Origin of the sequence: Paraburkholderia sp., from assembly GCF_036488795.1 — a bacterium.
Taxonomy (GTDB): Bacteria; Pseudomonadota; Gammaproteobacteria; order Burkholderiales; family Burkholderiaceae; genus Paraburkholderia.
The window spans coordinates 48,085-67,718 of record NZ_DASXHA010000135.1; the positions used below are offsets into that span (position 1 = coordinate 48,085).

A 19,634-nucleotide genomic window follows, 5' to 3' on the forward strand; every position below is an offset into this window, starting at 1 on the left:
ATGACCGTTAACTGGCCAGTTAGCGGAACCGGTTCTTCCATTCACGCATCAGCGTAAAAGCCGCCAGACGATCCGGAACCGATTCGTGCAACTGCTCGGCAAGGGTGCTCTGGACGGCCGGTTTGTCGGCCCGCAAGAACGGATTGACGGCCCGCTCGTGCTCGATCGTGGTGGGCAGTGTCGGCACATTGCGCTCACGCAGCGCGGTGGCTTTGTCGCGCCATGCCTGCAGTTCCACATTGCCTGGCTCGCAGGCGAGCGCAAAGCGGATATTCGACAGCGTATATTCGTGTGCACAATGGACTTCCGTGGCGCCCGGGAGCGCCGCGAGCGAATCCAGCGACTTCAGCATCTGTGCGGGCGTGCCCTCGAAGAGCCGGCCGCAGCCGCATGCGAACAGCGTGTCGCCGCAAAACACGTGGGGCGTGCCGCGCGGATCCCCCGCCTGGAAATACGCGATGTGACCGGCCGTGTGTCCAGGCACCTCCAGCACGCTCAGCTCGAGCGCCGGCTTTGCAATGCTCACGCGATCGCCGCTTTTCAGCCGGTAGGTCAGATGCTCGATCGCTTCGCCGGCCGGGCCATAGACGGGCACAGACTGGCCATTCAGCAGATCGGCCACCCCGCCGACGTGGTCTTGGTGATGGTGCGTGAGTAAAATAGCGCTCAATTGCCAGCCCCGTTTCGCCAGATAGGCGCGAACCGGAGCAGCCTCACCCGGATCGACGACCACCGCGTGGTGTCCGTCCGACACGAGCCAGATGTAATTGTCTTCAAACGCCGGGACAGGGACGTACTCGAGCGAATTCATAGGCGACGCAATCTTCAATATGTCTGACCGAACGATTATAGACTGGCCCGCCTGGACCGACTCGCCACCCGGGCGATACGTGCTCGAATGGGAACAGGCGCAACTCGACCGCGTGGTGTCGGACGTGTTCGGCTACCATGCGCTGCAGCTCGGCCTGCCGCAACTCGACGCGCTGCGCGAAAACCGCATGCCCGGCCGCGGACTGGTGCTGGATGCCGCCAGCGGCGCCAGCGCGCCGTATGAGTTTCCGCGCGCGCTCGGCAGCGGCCCGGCTGACCGGCACGCCCCCGCCGGCCGCAGCACGGTGTGGTGCGACCTGCTCGACCTGCCGTTCGAAGCACAGAGCGTGGATCTGATCGTGATGCCGCACACCCTCGAGTTCACCCGCGATCCGCACCGCCTATTGCGCGAAGCCGAACGCGTGTTGATGCCCGAAGGCCAGCTGATCATCCTCGGCTTCAATTCGCTGTCGCTGTGGGGCGCGCGGCAATCGGTCGGCAAGATGACCGGCCGGCCGTTCGTGCCGGCCGCGCACGACCTGATTGCGTTCACGCGGTTGAAGGACTGGATTAAACTGCTCGGCTTCGACCTTGAACGCGGCCGCTTCGGCTGTTATCGTCCGCCGCTCGTCAGCGACCAGTGGCTCGCGCGCTACGGCTTCATGGAAGCCGCCGGCGACCGCTGGTGGCCCATCTTCGGCGCCACTTATATGGTGAAGGCCATCAAGCGCGTGCGCGGCATGCGTCTGGTGGGCCCGCTGAAGGTGAAAAAGCCCGTCCTCGCGGCGGGCCTCGCCCCTGCCGCCACTCCGAATACACGCAACCACAGAAAATGACTTCCGAATTTATCGATATCTATACGGACGGCGCCTGCAAGGGCAATCCGGGCCCCGGCGGCTGGGGCGCGCTGCTGCGTTTCGGCGCGCAGGAAAAAGAGCTGTTCGGCGGCGAAGCGAACACCACCAACAACCGCATGGAACTGATGGCCGTGATAGCCGCGCTTGAAGCGTTGAAGCGGCCGTGCAAGGCGGTCGTGCATACCGACTCGCAGTACGTGCAAAAAGGCATCAGCGAGTGGATCCACGGCTGGAAAAAGAAAAACTGGATGACCGCGGCGAAGACGCCGGTGAAGAATGCGGACCTGTGGAAGCGGCTCGACGCGCTCGTCCAGCAGCACGAAATCGAATGGCGCTGGGTCAAGGGTCACGCCGGACATCCGGAGAACGAGCGCGCCGATGCGCTCGCCAATCGCGGCGTCGCGACGCTGGCGGAAATCTGATGCGCCCTTGCACTTGCATGCTGTTTCTTCTTACGCCAATTTCCAGAGCGGGCTAATCCGACATGCGTCAACTCATCCTCGATACCGAAACCACCGGCCTGAATGCGCGCACCGGCGACCGCATCATCGAAATCGGCGCGGTCGAACTGGTGAACCGCCGGCTCACGGGCAACAATCTGCACTTCTACATCAACCCGGAGCGCGATAGCGATCCGGGCGCACTGGCGGTCCACGGCCTGACCACCGAATTCCTGAGCGACAAGCCAAAGTTCGCGGAAATCGCCGCCGAACTGCGCGACTTCGTGCAGGGCGCGGATCTGATCATCCACAACGCGCCGTTCGATATCGGTTTTCTCGACGCCGAATTTTCATTGCTCGGGCTGCCGCCGTTCAGCTCGCACTGCGGTGAAGTGATCGATACGCTGGTGCGCGCCAAGGCCATGTTCCCAGGCAAGCGCAATTCGCTCGATGCGCTGTGCGACCGCTTCGGCATCAGCAACGCGCATCGCACCTTGCACGGCGCACTGCTCGACTCGGAGCTGCTCGCCGAAGTCTACCTGGCCATGACGCGCGGCCAGGAGAGCCTCGTCATCGACATGCTCGGCGAGTCTTCGGCAGGCGGCCACGACAGTGCACCGCGCGTCGCGCTCAGCTCGCTCGATCTGCCGGTGATCGTCGCGAGTGACGAAGAGATCGCCGCGCACCAGGCAGTACTCGACGGCCTCGATAAGGCGATCAAGGGCACCAGCGTGTGGCGCCTCGAACCGGCTCCTGCCGTCGATGAGCAAACCGCTTAAAAAGTACTTTACGAAGCGAAAAAGCTCTGACATAATGCACAGCTCTTCGGGTGGTTAGCTCAGCGGTAGAGCACTGCCTTCACACGGCAGGGGTCACAGGTTCAATCCCTGTACCACCCACCAGATTCGGGTGACCCGCAAGATAAAAGGCCCTCAGACGAAAGTCTCAGGGCCTTTTTCGTTGCCGCTCAGGTTCGCGCTTGCGGATTCAATCGCGGGCGCAGCATTCGCCAAACCTGGCCTGCAAAAAACAAAACGGGCGACACGCCGCCACCGCATGTCACCCGTCTTTCAATCCGGCTACCTTCGAACTTCAAGCCCGCTGCAAGCTAAACTCCGTCAGCGCGTCGATCAGCTTATCCACCGCCTGCTCCGTCACCGCGTTATACAGCGACGCGCGCAGTCCGCCGATCGAGCGGTGCCCTTCCAGCCCGACAATACCGTGCTCACGCGCCTCTGCGATAAACGCCTCGTCGAGACGCTTGTCGCCGAAAGTGAACGCCACATTCATCTGCGAGCGCCACGGCAGATCGGCGTGAATCTTCACGGCATCGCCTAACGTATCCAGCGTTTCGTACAGCCGGCGCGACTTCCTTTCGTTGATGCCTTGCATCGCCTGCAAACCACCCACTTCGAAGCGCAGCCAGCGGCTGATCAGCGTCAGCACATAGATTGCGAACACCGGCGGCGTGTTGTAGTTCGAGCCGTGCGTGACATGCGTGTTGAAGTCGAGAATCGCCGGCAAGCCATCCGGAATCCGTTCCAGCAAATCACGCTTGATCACCGCCACCGTCACGCCGGCCGGACCCAGGTTCTTCTGCGCGTGCGCATACATCATCGAAAACAATTCCGGGCGGCACGGCTTCGACAGAAAGTCCGACGACATGTCCGCGATCAGCGGCACCGGCATCTCACGCTCGATATCCGGAAACTGCAAGCCCTCCACGGTTTCGTTGGAGACGTAGTGCAGATAGGCAGCCGAAGGCGAAATATCCAACCCATGCAGATCGGGCAGTCGGCGATACCCCGCCGAGTGTCCATCCCAGGCCACCTTCATCGCGCTGACTTTCGCGGCTTCGGACATCGCTTTGCCGCTCCAATAGCCCGACGCCACGTATTCCGGCGGCGCATAGGCTTTGGTCGCAAAGTTCATCGGAATCATCGCGAACTGCAGGCTGCTGCCGCCCTGCATGAAGGTCACCGCGTAATCGTCGGAAAGACCCAGCAGGCTGCGCAGGTTCGCCTCGGCTTCATCGAGGATCGACTTGAACCAGTCCGACCGATGGCTCATGCCGAGCACCGAGATGCCCGTGTCCGGCAACGCGGCGATCGCCTCGCGCGTCATCTCGAGCACGGACTCCGGCAGCGCGCCCGGACCACCGGAAAAATTCAATGTGTTGGATTTCATGGTTCCTTGACCGGTCATCGGTTCGTTTAATTCGGACGCGCGCCCGCGCGGCACAGCATGGCGTAGAACGCGTCGAAGACGATCTGCATCTGCGGCGCCTTGTACGGGAACATGGCCGGGTCGTCCATGTCGTGCACCACCATTGCGGTGGCCGTTTCGAAGATCAGCAAACGGCCGTCGCCTGTTTCGGCGCAGTCGAAGCCGATGTAATCGAGCCCCGTCAATGCCTCGATGGCGCGGAACGCCTCGCGGTGGCGCACCGCGAAATCGGCGTCGAAGGTCGCCATCATGTCCGCTTCCGCCACTCGACGTTCAGGATGCCCAATCATTTCCGGGTACGGATAGTGAACCATCCATTGGCTCGAGATGCCCATGTGGCAGAGGAACGGCTTGCCGTCGATCATCACGATCCGGTACTTGCGGAACAGTCCATCCGCATCGCTATAGTCGATGAACGGCGCGACGTAATACTCCGGAACTTGCGAGCCTTCCAGGTACGCAGCCAGTTCATGCCGGTCGGACACTTTCACGAGCCCCTGCCCCGCATGCGAGCCCACCGGCCGCACGATGAACGGATAACGTCCGTCCACCACTTCGGAAAGATCGAATGCGCCCGCCGCGGCTTCCAGCACGCGCTCACGCGGCAGACGCACGGTATGCGCCATGCAGATGCCGGGCACCTTGCCCAACAGCGCATAAGCGGCATCGCGCGTCGTATGGGCGACTCGTTCCGGGCGGTTCAGCACCCGGCGCTCGTGCCCATGGGTTAGCGCGGCAATGCGAGCCAGCGCGTCGGCGTTATGGTCCAGCGCGCACGCGGCGTTGAGGATGACATCGTGCTCAGGCAAGCGGATATCCGGCGGCAAGTCCTGGTCCACGTACAACACGTCGACCTGCAGATCGGCGCGCTGCAGCAAACATTCGAACGGCGTGTTCGTCATCAGATCGCCGGGCGCCTTGAGCACCAGCACTTTCACCGGCGCCGGCACGGCGCGCGCATTCTTCAGGCGGTAAAGCCGGTTCATCTGAAGGGCCAACCCCTGAACCGCGAGTGCCGACGGCTTCTGATACTTGAGTTCCAGTACGAGCGCGAAATCCAGCAACGCATAGGGATCGTCGTGGCGCTGGGTATGTTCGAGCAGCCGCTCTCCGAGCTGGGTCAGGTCCTCGCCCGCCGTGGCCGCGCGCAGCAACCTGGCGAGGCCAAGCGGCTGATACGCCGGCGATGGCGCAGGCGACGCGCTGAGCCCTGTCTGAGCAATATCCATGAATGGGACGCTTCGATTAAGTGTGTAAGTGTGCCGTGGCGCGCCCAGGCGGCAGAACGTCGACGCAAGACGCGGGATCTAGCACTTGATCAAGGTTACCCGGGCTGGTCTTTGGGCAATGAGGCGAGAAGAGGGGCAGACTGCCGCCTATTCACATGAATGGTGCGGCAGGTGAAGAACCTCGACGCGACGCGCGCCGCCGCCCCTTACGGATGTAAGGCGGCGATGCCGAGCGCTCGCAGCACCGGCAGATGAATCTGCGCAAAGCGGCTCGCTTTCGCGATCAGATCGTCCATGGATGGCACGTGCGCGGCCTGTGGCGCCGCACGCAATGCCGTGTCAGCGAACGCGGCCCATTGCGCAGGTTGCTGCAACTGATGCAGTCGCGCCAGCAGGAAGAGTTGCGCCAGACGCGGCATGGCGACGCCTGACCCTGACACCGGGCTTACGAGGAAGTGAACCTTGTCGTCGTATCTGGCCTGCTCGCAGATGGACGCGTTCAATCTGTCCGCAAGCGGTCTGGCAGTGTCGATCTGCGCATCGTCCTGCGCATTGAGAAGAACCCCCGTGCCGATCAGCAAGGTCGCCGCATCGACAACCTGCATGAGCGCGATGCCCCGGTCCTGAACGCGGGCCGCGATCTCGCCGAGCGTCGCCGGACGATGATCGGCCAACACATCGAGAACGGGACCGTACAACGTCTCGGGCAGCTTCATCTCGCCGAGCGCGCCGCGCACTTTCAGCACTACCGCTGCTCTTGGCAACGCCAGAATCACACGGTGCGCGCGCAGTGCCGCCTGCCGCTCGTCGTCACTGAGCACGCGCGGGTTGTTGACGCCTTCTTTGCTCCCGCCTTTGATCCAATAGTCGCGTCGCAGCGACCGGTTCACGCAGAAATCACGGGCGGTTTCGCGCAGGCCCGGATCCGCGATGCCTTCCAGCATGACGCGTTGCGCGGCCGTCAGATTGATCTCGTCGATCTGATCGCGATAGTCCGCCGGACCCGCATAGTGCAAACCCGCCGCATCAAAGGACCCGGCAACCTCGGCGAACGAGACGGGTTGCCAGTCGCGATTGAAATACTCGTGTGCGAGATAGTGAGGGTTCTCGCGCGACAACGCATCGAGCCGATCCGCCAGCATCGGATTCACCAGCGCGTAGCCGGGCTGCGTGGCAAACACTTGCCGCGCAAACTCGAGCGCGGCTTTGACGCGGGCATGCACGCGCGTCTCGCCCGCAGCCGTGTCGGCTGCGCCAGCTTCATCCGGGCCAGATAGCGTTTCCTGCCGGAAATGCAGGTTCATCAAATCGCGCAGCGGCATCATCGCGGCCCACCCGGGCGGGGTGTTATAGCTCAGATACACCACGCCACCCGTCTTCAGCTTACGTCGCAGAAAGTCGACGATCACCTTACGGTTCTCTTCCGAAACCCAGGTCCAGATTCCATGCATGCCGATGAAATCGAATTCCGGCAAATCGTCGCGCGCGCAAAATTGCGCAAAGCTTTCGGCGCACACGTGCACCTGCGATCCGACACCCTCCGCAAGCCGCTGCGCGAAGCGCGCATGAGACGCGTTGAAGTCCGTGCCGTACCAGCGCATTGCCGAGCCGGCCGCGTGAATATTCATGCTCACACCATGCCCGAAACCGAGTTCGCAAGCCGTGTGCAGCGCGGGAACGGCAACGCCCGCGCGCAGCAATGCAAGCTTGATCCGCAGCGGATTCAGCTCGTCGCAATAGCCGAATGTGTACGCAATATCATCAACGCTTCCCGCATTTCCATCACTCACGTGTTCTCGCCCTTAATGTCTTCGCGGATGTCCGCGCATCAGCCGGACAGCACGTCCGGCGATATCGCCCACACGATACCGGCGCGGCGCAGCGGACGCAAAAATTTCCCAAAGCGCATACGGCGACGGGCTCGCGAAACTCGTTGCGCGCGCATCTATCTGCGCGCCGCCGTATCGGCTCAGCAACTTTGATTTTGAAGTACTTGCAACTGCCACAAAGCACAGATATATTTGGACCTCTGGCTTCAGTCCAGATTAAAGTTGGTTCCGCAGTCTTCACTTCACTCATCACTTAAGGGAGGCATCACATGATTCACATGCAAGTTGCCACCCTAAACGTGGCCTCGCGACCTTAACGTTTCGTTAGAGCGTCGCTTCAAACAGGTCTGCCGTTACGCAAGCCTGTGCAATTTCCAGACGGTCCATTGCCTGTTGTTTGCCAGTCATTTCTGGCGCGCTACGGCTGTCTATTCCTCTTGCTCCTGACTGGAATCCCGGGGTCCCTGCGTCCCCAGGCCGTGACATATGACTAATAAAAAACTTAAGTTTCGCGGACAAGCCTTCAAGGACGTCCTCAGCTTTACCGTTCGGCATTGGGCCGAACAACCCTGGCGCATCTTCGCCGTGATGGGATTCGCCCTGCTCGCGGCGCTGGCCGACGTGCTCACGCCGATGTTCGCCGGCTGGCTGGTCGACGCCATCGCCTCAGGTCCGGCCAGCAATCCGGCTGCATGGCACGATGCCATCAAGGCGTTCTGCCTGCTGGCGGGACTCGGCATCGGCGGCACGCTGCTTCGTCAGGGCGTGTATATGAACATCATCGCGTTGACGCTGCGCATCATGAGCGAAGTTGCCTCGAACGCGTTTCATCGCGTGCAGCGCTTTTCGACGGACTGGCACGCCAACAGCTTCGCCGGCTCGACGGTGCGCAAGATCACGCGTGGCATGTGGGCGCTCGACATCCTCAACGACACGCTGCTGATCGCGTTATTTCCGTCGCTCGTCATGCTGGTCGGTTCCACCGTGCTGCTCGGCTTGCGCTGGCCATTGATGGGCGCGGTCGTGGGTATCAGTTCGGTGATCTACATCGCGGTAACGGTGGTGCTGTCGCTCGGCTTCGTCGCGCCGGCCGCGCGTCTGGCCAATGCGTGGGACACGAAGATGGGCGGCGCGCTTGCCGATGCCGTGGGTTGCAATGCCGTGGTCAAGGCATTCGGCGCCGAAACGCGCGAGGAAGTGCTGCTCGCGCGCATCATCGACAAGTGGCGCCATCGCACCCGTCGTACGTGGCAGCGCGGCACCATCAACGGCGGCGTACAAGGCGGCATGCTGGTGCTGATCCAGGCGTCGATCCTCGGCACGGCCATTCTGCTGTGGGCGCGCGGCAAGGCGAGCGTCGGCGACATCACGTTTGCATTGACGATGTTCTTCATGCTGCAAGGCTATCTGCGCGAAGTGGGCATGCATATCCGCAACCTGCAGCGCTCGGTCAACGACATGGAAGAACTGGTGTCGCTGGAAAATCAGCCGCTCGGCATTGACGACAAGCCCGGCGCGCGCGCCATCAAAATCGGCAAGGGCGAGATCCGTTTCGAGCACGTGACGTTTCACTACGGCACGCTTGCCACGCCGCTCTACGACAACTTTTCCGTACGGATTGCGCCGGGCGAGCGCGTGGGGCTGGTCGGACATTCGGGCTCGGGCAAGACGACGTTCATCAAGCTGATCCAGCGGCTCTACGACATCACGGAGGGTCGCGTTACGATCGACGGGCAGGACATCGCCCAGGTGAGCCAGGCGTCCTTGCGCAGCCAGATTGCGATCGTCCAGCAGGAGCCCGTGCTGTTTCACCGCACGCTGGCCGAGAACATCGCGTATGCGCGTCCGGGTGCGAGCCGCGCGGAGATCGAACGGGCGGCGAAGCTGGCCAGCGCGCACGACTTCATCGTGGATTTGCCGGACGGCTACGACACGCTGGTGGGTGAGCGCGGCGTCAAGCTCTCGGGTGGCGAGCGCCAGCGTGTCGCCATCGCGCGCGCTTTCCTGGCGGACGCGCCCATCCTGATCCTCGACGAAGCCACGTCGAGTCTGGACAGCGAAAGCGAAGTGCTGATCCAGCGGGCCATGGAACGGCTGATGGTCGGCCGCACCACGCTCGTCGTCGCGCACCGGCTGTCGACGGTTCGCGCGCTGGACCGGCTGCTGGTGCTGGATAAGGGCAAGGTTGTCGAGGAAGGCAGCCACGACGCGCTGATCCAGCTCGAGAACGGCTTGTACCGCAGACTGTTCGAACGGCAGGCGCTTGAGTTGATCAAGGGCTTGTCCGAGCCCGATGTACCGCTCGCAGCGGTTGGCGGGAAGGCGGATCCGGTTGGGCAAGCGGATCAGCTGGACGACTCGGCCATGCTGGTGACGAAGTAACGTGCAGGGAAGCAGGCGTGCGGCGCATCCGCTAACGGCGCACACGCTCTAAAAAGACGAAGGGCCGACGTGTTTCGATACGTCGGCCCTCTTCTTTTGTCTGTACGTGCCGCGGGATATCAGACCGCGCAAGAGCGCCGTTACGCCTGGCTCAGCGAGGTATCCAGCGCCCGCGCTGCCACACGGTCGCCTTCCGTTGCGAGCGCCGCGCGGAACACCGTCTGACGGTTATGCCCCGCCGCCGCCGGCGAATCCCACAGCAATTCGACCTTGGGCCGCCGATGCAGCCAGCCAGCCTGCGCCACGGCGTGCGGCCCGGCCGATGTCGTGAAACCCTGCACGTCGCCCGCTGCCACAGGCGTGGGGGTGGGCGGCGTCCCCGCCGGTCCGTCGAGCCAACGCACTGACAGCTCACGCGCGTCGTACTGGCCGAGCTTGCGGCTTTCCACCCAGACGATCACGGTGCGCGTGGTGGCATCGAGCGCAATCGCGTAGCGGCCGATCGCAAACCGGCGCGCCGCGACATTGGTTCGCCACAGCGCCCGCGGACGGCAGATCCACAGCACGGCTGCATACAGCGCCGGCGCCGCCAGCAGCCAGCCGTTGGTGGCCGCCACGGCGTGCGCGGCGCGGCGCACGCCGGCGCTCCAGACAAAGGCGCCGACCGACCAGAGCGCGAACACGAAACCGAGAAAAGCGAACAGCCGCAGCGCCTGGCGCAGCCATTGCGGCAGCGGATGAAACGGACGCTCGGCCTGGGCGCGCGCGCCCGGCAGAAAAATCAGCAGAAACAGGAAGACAAGATTGATGCAGGCCCACGGCGAGGACGCCATGGCCGACAGCGACGCGACGAGATCCATCCCCGACATCGAGAATAGCCATCGGGCCAGAATCACGAGACCGATGGCACGCAACGCGAAAATCGTTCCGGCGCCGGGCGCCGCGTTCGCACGCGTCTCTTTCGTTCTCGCCAAGGCATCCTCCTGTCGTTGACGACGCCGCAGCCAAATTTGCGGCACGGCCATTATAGGGATATTACGGAGACGGCTCACGCGGACCGCGTTCAAATCCCTACTTTCGACAGCAACCGCCTCAAATGCGCGGCGCGCATACAACAACGCCCCGCGTGTGTGCTACACGCGGGGCGTTGTTGGCTCTCAACCAGCCGTCAGCACGGTCAAACGGCCGCGCGACGGCGGCCTTATGCGGCGGCCGCCTAGCTTGCGTTGACTTCGCGCAGCACCGTGCGGCGCTTCTGGCGCAGCAGTTCTTCGTACGAAGCGACGTAGTTCTGCGCCATCACCTTCGACGAGAAACGGGCTTCGAACGCCTTGCGCACCGTTTCACGCGGCAGGGTGTGCAGACGCTTGACGGCCGCGACAGCGCTGATTTCGTCTTCCACGACGAAACCCGACACGCCGTTTTCGATCACTTCCGGCACCGAACCGCGCTTGAATGCGATCACCGGCGTGCCGCACGCCATGGCTTCGATCATCACCAGACCGAAGGGCTCCGGCCAGTCGATCGGGAACAGCAGCGCATGGGCGTTGCCGAGGAATTCGGTCTTTTCTGCTTCGCTGATCTCGCCGATGTACTCGACGTGCGGCAGCGACATCAAAGGCTTGATGACTTCGTCGTAGTAAGCGCGGTCAGCCTTGTCGAGTTTGGCGGCAACCTTGATCTTCATGCCGGCCTGTTCGGCAATGCGGATGGCCGTGTCCAGACGTTTTTCCGGCGAAATCCGGCCGAGGAAGGCCAGGTAGCCCGGCTTCACGTCCTTGATCGGCGTGAGCAGGTTTTCCGGCAGACCGTGATAAACGGTGGACAGCCAGTTGGCCTGTTGCAGCGGGATGCGCTGGTTGTCGGAGATCGACACGACCGGCACGTCGCTGAACGTATTGAAGATGGGTTGCAGTTCCGGCAGGTCCAGGCGACCGTGCAGCGTGGTCAGGAACGGCACCGGCTGGCGCGCGAACAGCGAGAACGGGTAATAGTCGATGTGGAAATGCAGGACGTCGAATTCATCGGCGCGGCGGCGCACTTCTTCCAGCAACAGCATGTGCGGAGCCATCACGTCGCGGATGGTCGGGTCGAGGCGCAGTGCCTGCGGCCAGAATGCTTCGAGTTTCGCGGAGGTCTGCGAATCGCCGCTCGCGAAGAGCGTCACGTCATGTCCCTGTTCGACCAGCGCTTCGGTCAGGTAGGACACCACCCGTTCCGTTCCACCATACAGCTTGGGGGGAACCGCCTCGTGCAACGGAGCGATTTGAGCGATTCGCATAAAGAGAACTCCTCGTAAAAAATCAGGCAAAAGTACTGCGGTTTGTTAAAAGCGACTCGCGTTGCTCGCCTGGCGTCGCGCTGGCGGCTTGCCGGCACTGGCCTGTTTCTTCGAGAAATCCTGCGATGGATCGCTTGGTAAGGATGCCCAGACTGATCATCGTCACCAGGCTGTACATGTGCCTTAAACGCACATATTCCAGACTCGTTGACAAACTGTCAGAATTTCGTGGGACGACCGAGCCTGCATTATGCGAGCCCGCAGCCTCACAGGGCGGCAAACATTTCAAACACTTTACGTTGTTACAAAGCCGAAACACTTTGCAAACCCTTGTTTTATAAGACAGTTCTACAGTAAGGGCTGGCCTCGGCGCGGGGCCGTAAGGCTCTTTTCTTGCAACTTGTTCCCGCTGTGATACGCCGGAATGGTCCGGTATGTTGCACTTCAGCGCTTGACCCCGCGTTGAATGCAATCTGTAATTATATCTCGAAACTATTCCGCAATTCGCATGAACCACACGGGTACGCCGTGGTCCAGCAAAGAGATGTTGCGGATGCCTATCGCGAAATCAGTCGCGTCTCGTTGCCGTCCGAACACGGCGGAATGGCTTTTGCGTGTTTACAATGCGAAGCATCCGCCTCTTGTGGCGATGCTCCCCGTGGCCCATGCAGTTGCATGACATAACCTGAAACACACCGACCACACGATCAATTGGAACATCTCACCATCGCCCAGCGTAACGCCGAAAACGCAAAGCTCGCGAGCTATGCGCATAAGCCGCTTGCGTTTCTTTTTCGCTATATTCGCCGCCACCCGCTCGCGCATGCGATCGTCCTGTGCAGCGTATTCGCGGCCGTGGGCTGTGCGCTCGCCTCTCAATACGCCATCAAGCACCTGATCGACGTGCTCGGCGAAGGCCGGCATCATCCCGGCCCGCTGTGGGGCGCGTTTGCGATCCTCGTCGGACTGATCGCCGCCGACAACCTGCTCTGGCGGGTCGGCGGTTGGGTCGCCGCGCACACTTTCGTGGCCGTCACGGGCGACCTGCGGCGCGATCTGTTCCAGTACCTGAGCGGCCATTCGCCCACGTATTACGCCGAAAAGCAGCCCGGCATGCTCGCCAGCCGCATCACGGCAACCTCAAACGCGGTGTACACAGCTGAGAACACCACCGCCTGGAACGTGCTGCCGCCGTGCATTGCGGTGCTGGGCGCCATTGTCATGATCATCGCCGTCAATCCGCTGATGGCGGGCGGCCTGATGCTGTGTTCGGCAATCCTCTCGGTCGTGCTGTACAAGCTGGCCGGCCGCGGCTCCGCGCGCCATCATCATTTCGCCACCAAGGCGGCTTCGGTAGACGGCGAACTGGTGGACGTCATCAGCAATATGGGCCTCGTGCGCGCCTTCGGTATGACCTTTCGCGAACAGGCGCGCTTTGGCGCCACCGTGAAGGCGGAGATGGACGCGCGCCAGCAAAGCCTGCTCTACCTCGAAAAGCTGCGTCTGCTGCATGCGGTCATCACCGCGATGCTGTCGGCCGGCCTGCTGGGCTGGGCGCTCTGGCTGTGGGACCACGGCCGCGCCACGTCGGGCGACATCGTGCTGGTCAGCTCGCTCGGCTTCACGATTCTGCATGGCACGCGCGACCTGGCCGTCGCGCTGGTGGACGTCACCCAGCACGTTGCACGGCTCGCTGAAGCAGTGCGCACCCTGCTCGAACCGCACGGCATGCCGGATCGCTCGGACGCGGTGGAACTGGTGCCGCAAGGGGGCCGCATCGACTTCGAGAGCGTCACATTCGCGTATCCGCGCCGTCGCCCGATTCTCGACCACTTCGACCTGCACATTCAGCCGGGCCAGCGCGTCGGTCTGATCGGCAAGTCCGGCGCAGGCAAATCCACCGTGCTCGCGCTGTTGCAGCGTTTCTATGAGACGCAAGGCGGCCAGATCAAGATCGACGGCCAGGATATCGGCACCATCACCCAGGACAGCCTGCGCCACGCCATCGCGGTGGTGCCGCAGGATATCGCGCTGTTCCATCGCACTGTGTACGAGAACATCGCCTACGGCCGCCCTGAGGCGAGCCGTGACGAAGTGCTCGCGGCGGCACGGGAAGCGCGTTGCTCGGACTTCATCGAGGCCATGCCGGAAGGCTACGACACGATCGTCGGCGACCGCGGCGTCAAGCTCTCGGGCGGCCAGCGCCAGCGCATCGCAATTGCACGCGCCATTCTGAAGAACGCCCCCATTTTGCTGCTCGACGAAGCGACCTCGGCGCTCGACAGTGCATCTGAAGAGGCCATCCAGAAGGCGCTCGACCGGCTGATGGTGGGACGCACGGTGGTGGCGATTGCACACCGGCTGTCCACGCTGAACAGTTTTGACCGGATCATCGTGATGAGCGCGGGCAAGGTGGTCGACGACGGCAGCCCGGAAGAGCTGCGCAACCGTCCGGGCCTGTACCGCGACCTGCTGGCCAAGCAATACGGCAAAGGCACGACGCTGCATGTTGGCGGCAAGAAGGTCGACGAGCAGCACGTGGTTTAGAACAGCGCGGCTGCTCAGGCCGTGGGCGGCAACCGACAAACGGATAATGCGTCTCCATCAAGCAGAAAGCCGCTTCGAGAATTCTCGAAGCGGCTTTTTTTTCGCCCGGCGACTGCAACGCGGCGGCTCAGTGGCTCAGTGGCTCGTCAGCGTGTCCGTCATCCCGCCAGCGGCTCCTTCACCAGACGGCGCGCGGCCTTGCCCGCGCCAGCCTTCCTGACCCCGGCTGACCTGACGCCGGCCTTCGCAACGGCCTTCACGGCCGCCTTGCTGCCCACCGCCTGCAAATCCCGCATGAAGTTATCGCGCCACACCGACACGTTGTTCTCGCGCAATTGCACCATCATGTCGCGGTACCTTGCCTGGCGCTCCGCCAGCGGCATGGAGAGCGCCCTGGCGAGCGCCTCGGCCATGCCGTCGATATCCACCGGATTCACGATCAGCGCGCCATCCAGTTCCTGCGCGGCACCCGCAAAACGCGACAGCACCAGCACACCGGGATTCTCCGGATCCTGCGCCGACACATATTCCTTCGCCACCAGGTTCATGCCGTCGCGCAACGGCGTGACATAGCCGACGTGCGCGGTACGAAACAGCGCGGCCAGCACCGAACGCTCGTATTGCCGATGGATGTACAGAATCGGCGCCCAGTCCAGTTCGGCGAAGCGGCCGTTGATGCGGCCCGATTCGCCTTCCAGCTGCAAACGGATGTCCTGGTAGGCGTGCAGGTCGGCGCGCGTCGGCGGCGCGATCTGCAGGAACGACACCTTGTTGCGCTGCCCTGGCGTGTGCTCGAGCAGGCGCTCGAAGGCGCGGAAGCGCTCCACCAGACCTTTCGAATAATCGAGCCGGTCCACGCTCATGATCAGCTTGCGCGAATGCAGCGTGGCTTTCATGGTGCGCACCGGCTTGCCGCGCTCGCCGGCTTTGGCGAGTTCGGCGATTTCATCCGGATAGACGCCAATCGGATAAGCCGCTGCACGCAGCGTCCGGCCGAACGCGTGGACCACGCTCGGACCCTTGGCCGATGCCTCCACGGTGCCGTCCGCCTCGTTCTGGATGTAGTCGCAGAACGCGCGCAGATCCGGCGCCGTCTGGAACCCCAGCAAGTCGAACGAGCACAACGCCTCGACCAGCTCACGATGCGGCGGCACCGCCAGCAGCACCTGCGATGCGGGAAACGGAATATGCAAGAAAAAGCCGATGCGGTTCTTCACCCCCGCTGCGCGCAGCGCCTGGGCGAACGGGATCAGGTGATAGTCGTGCACCCAGATCACGTCGTCGTCGCGCAGCAGCGGCACGAGTTGCTGCGCGAGCCACGTGTTGACCCGGCAATAGCCTTCGAAGTCGTGCCGGTGATACTGCAGCAGATCCGCGCGATAGTGGAACGCAGGCCACAAGGTGGCGTTCGAGAAACCCCGGTAGTACTGATCGTAGTCCCGGCGCATCAGGCCAATGGTGGCGAAGGTCACGGGTCCGCGCTCTTCGACCTTGATCTGCGGCTGTCCGGACGCGAGCACGTCGCCGCTCCAGCCGAACCACATGCCGCCGGTTTCCTTCAGCGCGTCGTAGACGCCAACCGCAAGACCGCCTGCCGCCGGTCCGCCCTCCGAGATCGGTGCGACCCGGTTCGATACGATAATCAGTCGGCTCATGAAACGCGCTTTCCGTGCAGGACCGTCGAGATGAAGTGATGCGGCGCGGTCATCATGCGCCGTGCGCCGCCGTGACGATTGACTCGAGCCACGCGAGCAACGCACTCACCGATTCGATCCGCGTACGCGCAACCGTGTCGCCCGGGCCGACCTTGATCGACACGCCACCGCGTTCGTTGGCGACCGCAAAGCCCTTCTCGTCAGTCAGGTCGTCGCCGGCGAAGACCGGCTTGCGGCCCGTGAACGGCGGCTCGTCGAGAAACGCGCGCACGGCGCGGCCCTTGTCGACGTCCTTGGGTTTGATCTCGTAGACCATCTTGCCGGGCTGCAACACATAGGCACCCGGATAGTCGGCCACCAGCCGCCCGGTGACTTCGCGGGCCACCGCTTCGCGATCCGGCGCGTTGCGATAGTGCAGCGCGAGCGCGGCTCCCTTGATCTCGAGCAGCATGCCGGCATTGGCGTTGACCACCTCGGCCAACACCTGTTCCATGCGCAGAAGCCGTTCGTCGTTAAAGCCGATGCGCTGCGTGTCGCCGTTCGCGTCGCGCCGTTCGGCGCCATGCAGGCCGGCAATCGGCAGATCGGGCATGCCGAGGAAGCCATCAATGCTTTCGATGCCGCGGCCCGACACGACCGCAACCGCGCCGTTCGTCAGGCGCCGCAATTCAGTCAGCAGCGGAATCACCTCGGGCTGCACCACGACGCCGTCGGGCGTGGGCGCCAGTTCGACCAGGGTGCCGTCGAAATCGAAGAAAAATGCCGTCTCACCGGGAGACAGAACAGCCGGAAGTGCTTGCATCGTTTTATCTTGCCTTTCAGCTCTCGCAGCCGCAAAAGTGTGCGCTCGGTTCGCGCATGAGGATGCGTACGATAGGGCGCGCGCCCCTCTATTTTTCGGGAAAGTAAGGCTAAGTGCAACGGCGGCATGGCAAGCAGGCCGCCGGACACTGAGCAATCCGTGCAAAATCCGCACGATCCGGCTTCAGACTGCTTTCAGGCGCCGCCGTTCGCTCGCCCCTCATAGTGCTCCTTTGAGAGCGCGTATGACGAGCCAGGGCGAATTGCGATACAGTCCGAGCCACGCTGGCGCTGCGGGCGCGTACAGCGAGTCAGCGCCATCCCGCAGACGCGTCTTGCGACGACCCAGTCTTCAAACGAGTGAGAGATGCCTGCTTGGTTCCCCAGATATTCGCGCCGGAAGGTTCGACCGGAAACGCCGTCGCAGCGCCCGCGGCGTGCCGGCCTACCGGCGCTGCTCGCGCTCTGCGTGACGCTTGGCGCCCTCGCCGGCTGCACGCACGAGGAAGCGCCCTGGCATCTGACCAATGTGCGCGGGCATCTACCGGATCTCGACTTTTCGCTCGTGCGCGACGACGGCAAGCCCGTCACCGGCGCGAGCTTCAAGGGCGACACCTCGCTCGTCTATTTCGGCTACACGCATTGCCCGGACGTTTGCCCTGAAACCATGGCGCGGCTGATGCAGGTAATCGCGAAGCTCGGCCCCGACGCGCAAAAGGTGCGCATCCTTTTCATTACCGTCGATCCGGCGCGCGACACGCCGAAAGCATTGCACGATTACGTCGGCGCCTTCGATGCCCAGCACGCCGTCGGCCTGACGGGCAGCGACGCGCAGATCGAAACGCTCGCGCGCCACTACCGGGTCGCCTATCAGATGGAAAAGCGCGATCCGGGCGGCAACTACGAAGTCACGCACAGCTCCGCCGTCTATGTCTTCGATGCGCAAGGCCGCGCGCGCCTGCTCGCCACCGATCACGACACGCCCGACGTCATCGCCGCCGACCTGCGTCGTATCATTGAAGAACAGTCCTGACTATTTTCGCTCTCTCCTGAGTTTGCACATGACCATCAAGTTCAAATCGCTCGTAACGCTTGGCTGCGCCCTCACCCTCTCCTTCAGTCTGGCGGCCAGTGCCGAAGCAGCGGGCGCACAGGCGATCAGCGCCCAGCATGCATGGGTGCGCTGGCTGCCGAACGACCTGCCCGCTGCCGGCTACGTGACGCTCGTCAATTCGAGCGACAAGCCGATCGATCTCACCGACATTTCAAGCGACGACTACGGTGGTGCGATGCTGCATCAATCGGTGTCGAGCGGCTCTACGCAGCAGATGGTGATGGTCGACAGGCTGACGGTACCCGCGCACGGCCAGGTGGCGATTGCGCCGGGCGGGTATCACGTGATGCTGGAGCATGCGCAGCACAAGATCGCACCGGGCGATACCGTGCATCTGAAACTGCAGTTCTCCGACGGCGAAACGCTCAACACGCCGTTCGCCGTCAAATCGCCCGCGCAGACGAACTAGAAACGCGCCTGTCGCCGCGACGGCGCATGCGCCAGACCAGACCTGGGAGCGCCCATGCGGCGGACAGAGAAAAGCGGACCGAAAGAAACCGGATTCAGGCCGAGCGCATCCAGACATGCGGGATGCCGTCTTCGTCGTGAACATCCGAGACCGGCGCAAAGCCGAACGCGCCGTAAAAGCCCTGTAAATGCGCCTGCGCATGCAAGCGAACCGGTATGCCGGGCCATTGCGCGGAAATGTGCCCGAGGGCGCGTTCCAGCATCTTGTTGCCCAGCCCCATGCCACGAAAACCAGACGTGGTGAGCACGCGGCCAATGCGGATGTCGGAATCCGTCTGGTCCGGCAGCAGCACGCGCAGATAGCCGGCCAGTTTCAGCGGCGTTTCATCCGCACTCGGTGAACCGAACGCAAACAGATGCCATGCCTGGGCGTCGAGACCGTCAATGTCGCCGTACACGCAATTCTGCTCGACCACGAACACTTCGCTGCGCGCTGCCAGCATGGCGTAGACCTCGCCAGCGGTGAGGTTCTCGAACGGTTTCCAGCGCCATTCGAACTGCGGATTCGGCCTGGCTGCGGCGTGCTGCGGCTTATTCATGGGAAAAACGTCAAAAAAGGGGTTCGCCCGAGCGGCGGTGGAAGAGGAATTATGCCGCGCGCAAAGGCACACGGCTACGTCGCGACGGTATTCAGGTCCCGTCGCAACGTTTGAGTCATGGGGTCAGAGGCGCGGCTGGCCACCCGGCGGCTGGCCACCCGGCAGATGCCCGCTCAGGCGCGCTGCCCTGCCTGTGCCTTCGCGGCCCGTTTGTTGGCGTACATGGCTGAATCCGCCGCGCCAGGCAGTTCGGCAATCGAAGCGTCTTCAAAGTCGGGCAGTTTCGTTGGCGGGGATGGGCGGGACCAGCATGTTGAATTCCGAGGGGTTGCCTGATTTCGCAAACGCCGTGATCAGAAAGTAATGGCGGACTTGACCGATTGCATGGCTGCGCTATTGAGCAGAATCAGGAAATTCTGTGCTGGGCCGCCGTTATTCGGTATTTGCTGCCGGTCG

The 19,634-nt window shown here is 62.9% G+C and carries 17 protein-coding genes and 1 tRNA gene; 9 read left to right on the forward strand and 9 right to left on the reverse strand.

Annotated features, from left to right (window positions below; genetic code table 11):
• Nucleotides 1-19: 19 nt before the first annotated feature.
• Nucleotides 20-811 carry a hydroxyacylglutathione hydrolase gene (gloB, locus tag VGH41_RS19830; protein WP_331599230.1) on the reverse strand — a complete coding sequence of 264 codons (792 nt, stop codon included), beginning with the start codon at nt 809-811 and terminating at the stop codon, nt 20-22.
• A 19-nt stretch (nt 812-830) separates the two neighbouring features.
• Here gloB and VGH41_RS19835 point away from each other — a divergent pair, with 19 nt between their 5' ends.
• From VGH41_RS19835 to VGH41_RS19850, 4 genes are all read left to right on the forward strand, one after another.
• Nucleotides 831-1,646 carry a class I SAM-dependent methyltransferase gene (locus tag VGH41_RS19835; protein WP_331599231.1) on the forward strand — a complete coding sequence of 272 codons (816 nt, stop codon included), beginning with the start codon at nt 831-833 and terminating at the stop codon, nt 1,644-1,646.
• Nucleotides 1,643-2,089, forward strand: a complete 447-nt coding sequence (rnhA, locus tag VGH41_RS19840) for a ribonuclease HI (RefSeq protein WP_331599233.1) — start codon at nt 1,643-1,645, stop codon at nt 2,087-2,089. Before VGH41_RS19835 ends, rnhA begins: the two co-directional genes overlap by 4 nt.
• 62 nt (nt 2,090-2,151) lie before the next feature.
• Entirely contained in the window at nt 2,152-2,886 is a 735-nt protein-coding gene (dnaQ, locus tag VGH41_RS19845) for a DNA polymerase III subunit epsilon (RefSeq protein ID WP_331599234.1), read from the forward strand.
• 48 nt (nt 2,887-2,934) lie between these two features.
• Nucleotides 2,935-3,009, forward strand: a tRNA-Val gene (locus VGH41_RS19850).
• A 190-nt stretch (nt 3,010-3,199) separates the two neighbouring features.
• On the opposite strand, the gene serC is transcribed toward VGH41_RS19850, so the two are convergent.
• The 3 genes from serC to VGH41_RS19865 form a co-directional block, all read right to left on the reverse strand.
• Nucleotides 3,200-4,294 carry a 3-phosphoserine/phosphohydroxythreonine transaminase gene (gene serC, locus VGH41_RS19855; RefSeq protein WP_331599235.1) on the reverse strand — a complete coding sequence of 365 codons (1,095 nt, stop codon included), beginning with the start codon at nt 4,292-4,294 and terminating at the stop codon, nt 3,200-3,202.
• 26 nt (nt 4,295-4,320) lie between these two features.
• The gene (locus VGH41_RS19860; protein WP_331599236.1) at nt 4,321-5,562 is read right to left on the reverse strand and encodes a RimK family alpha-L-glutamate ligase; all 1,242 of its coding nucleotides are present in this window, start codon (nt 5,560-5,562) and stop codon (nt 4,321-4,323) included.
• Nucleotides 5,563-5,768: 206 nt separating this feature from the next.
• Nucleotides 5,769-7,190 carry a class I SAM-dependent methyltransferase gene (locus VGH41_RS19865; RefSeq protein ID WP_331599237.1) on the reverse strand — a complete coding sequence of 474 codons (1,422 nt, stop codon included), beginning with the start codon at nt 7,188-7,190 and terminating at the stop codon, nt 5,769-5,771.
• Here VGH41_RS19865 and VGH41_RS19870 point away from each other — a divergent pair.
• Together VGH41_RS19870 and VGH41_RS19875 are read left to right on the forward strand one after the other, a co-directional pair.
• The gene (locus tag VGH41_RS19870; RefSeq protein ID WP_331599238.1) at nt 7,179-7,544 is read left to right on the forward strand and encodes a hypothetical protein; all 366 of its coding nucleotides are present in this window, start codon (nt 7,179-7,181) and stop codon (nt 7,542-7,544) included. The two genes, VGH41_RS19865 and VGH41_RS19870, sit on opposite strands and share 12 nt — an antisense overlap.
• A gap of 333 nt (nt 7,545-7,877) precedes the next feature.
• Complete coding sequence (locus VGH41_RS19875) at nt 7,878-9,773, forward strand: ABC transporter ATP-binding protein (RefSeq protein WP_331599239.1); 1,896 nt, start codon at nt 7,878-7,880, stop codon at nt 9,771-9,773.
• Between the two features lie 140 nt (nt 9,774-9,913).
• Here the strand turns inward: VGH41_RS19875 and VGH41_RS19880 are convergent, their stop codons facing one another.
• Together VGH41_RS19880 and VGH41_RS19885 are read right to left on the reverse strand one after the other, a co-directional pair.
• Nucleotides 9,914-10,747 carry a hypothetical protein gene (locus VGH41_RS19880; protein WP_331599241.1) on the reverse strand — a complete coding sequence of 278 codons (834 nt, stop codon included), beginning with the start codon at nt 10,745-10,747 and terminating at the stop codon, nt 9,914-9,916.
• Between the two features lie 242 nt (nt 10,748-10,989).
• Nucleotides 10,990-12,054: a glycosyltransferase family 4 protein gene (locus VGH41_RS19885; protein WP_331599242.1), complete on the reverse strand. Its 1,065-nt coding sequence runs from the start codon at nt 12,052-12,054 to the stop codon at nt 10,990-10,992.
• A 711-nt stretch (nt 12,055-12,765) separates the two neighbouring features.
• Between VGH41_RS19885 and VGH41_RS19890 the strand changes: the two genes are divergently transcribed.
• Entirely contained in the window at nt 12,766-14,601 is a 1,836-nt protein-coding gene (locus VGH41_RS19890) for an ABC transporter ATP-binding protein (RefSeq protein WP_331599243.1), read from the forward strand.
• 158 nt (nt 14,602-14,759) lie between these two features.
• Here the strand turns inward: VGH41_RS19890 and otsA are convergent, their stop codons facing one another.
• The gene (gene otsA / locus VGH41_RS19895; RefSeq protein ID WP_331599244.1) at nt 14,760-16,256 is read right to left on the reverse strand and encodes an alpha,alpha-trehalose-phosphate synthase (UDP-forming); all 1,497 of its coding nucleotides are present in this window, start codon (nt 16,254-16,256) and stop codon (nt 14,760-14,762) included.
• Nucleotides 16,257-16,308: 52 nt separating this feature from the next.
• On the reverse strand, nt 16,309-17,058 hold the full coding sequence (gene otsB, locus VGH41_RS19900) for a trehalose-phosphatase (protein ID WP_331599245.1): 750 nt from the start codon (nt 17,056-17,058) through the stop codon (nt 16,309-16,311).
• Between the two features lie 366 nt (nt 17,059-17,424).
• Here otsB and VGH41_RS19905 point away from each other — a divergent pair, with 366 nt between their 5' ends.
• Together VGH41_RS19905 and VGH41_RS19910 are read left to right on the forward strand one after the other, a co-directional pair.
• Nucleotides 17,425-18,090, forward strand: a complete 666-nt coding sequence (locus VGH41_RS19905) for an SCO family protein (RefSeq protein WP_331599246.1) — start codon at nt 17,425-17,427, stop codon at nt 18,088-18,090.
• Between the two features lie 28 nt (nt 18,091-18,118).
• Nucleotides 18,119-18,580, forward strand: a complete 462-nt coding sequence (locus VGH41_RS19910) for a copper chaperone PCu(A)C (protein ID WP_331599248.1) — start codon at nt 18,119-18,121, stop codon at nt 18,578-18,580.
• Between the two features lie 94 nt (nt 18,581-18,674).
• Here the strand turns inward: VGH41_RS19910 and VGH41_RS19915 are convergent, their stop codons facing one another.
• Complete coding sequence (locus tag VGH41_RS19915; protein WP_331599249.1) at nt 18,675-19,178, reverse strand: GNAT family N-acetyltransferase; 504 nt, start codon at nt 19,176-19,178, stop codon at nt 18,675-18,677.
• Nucleotides 19,179-19,634 lie beyond the last annotated feature (456 nt).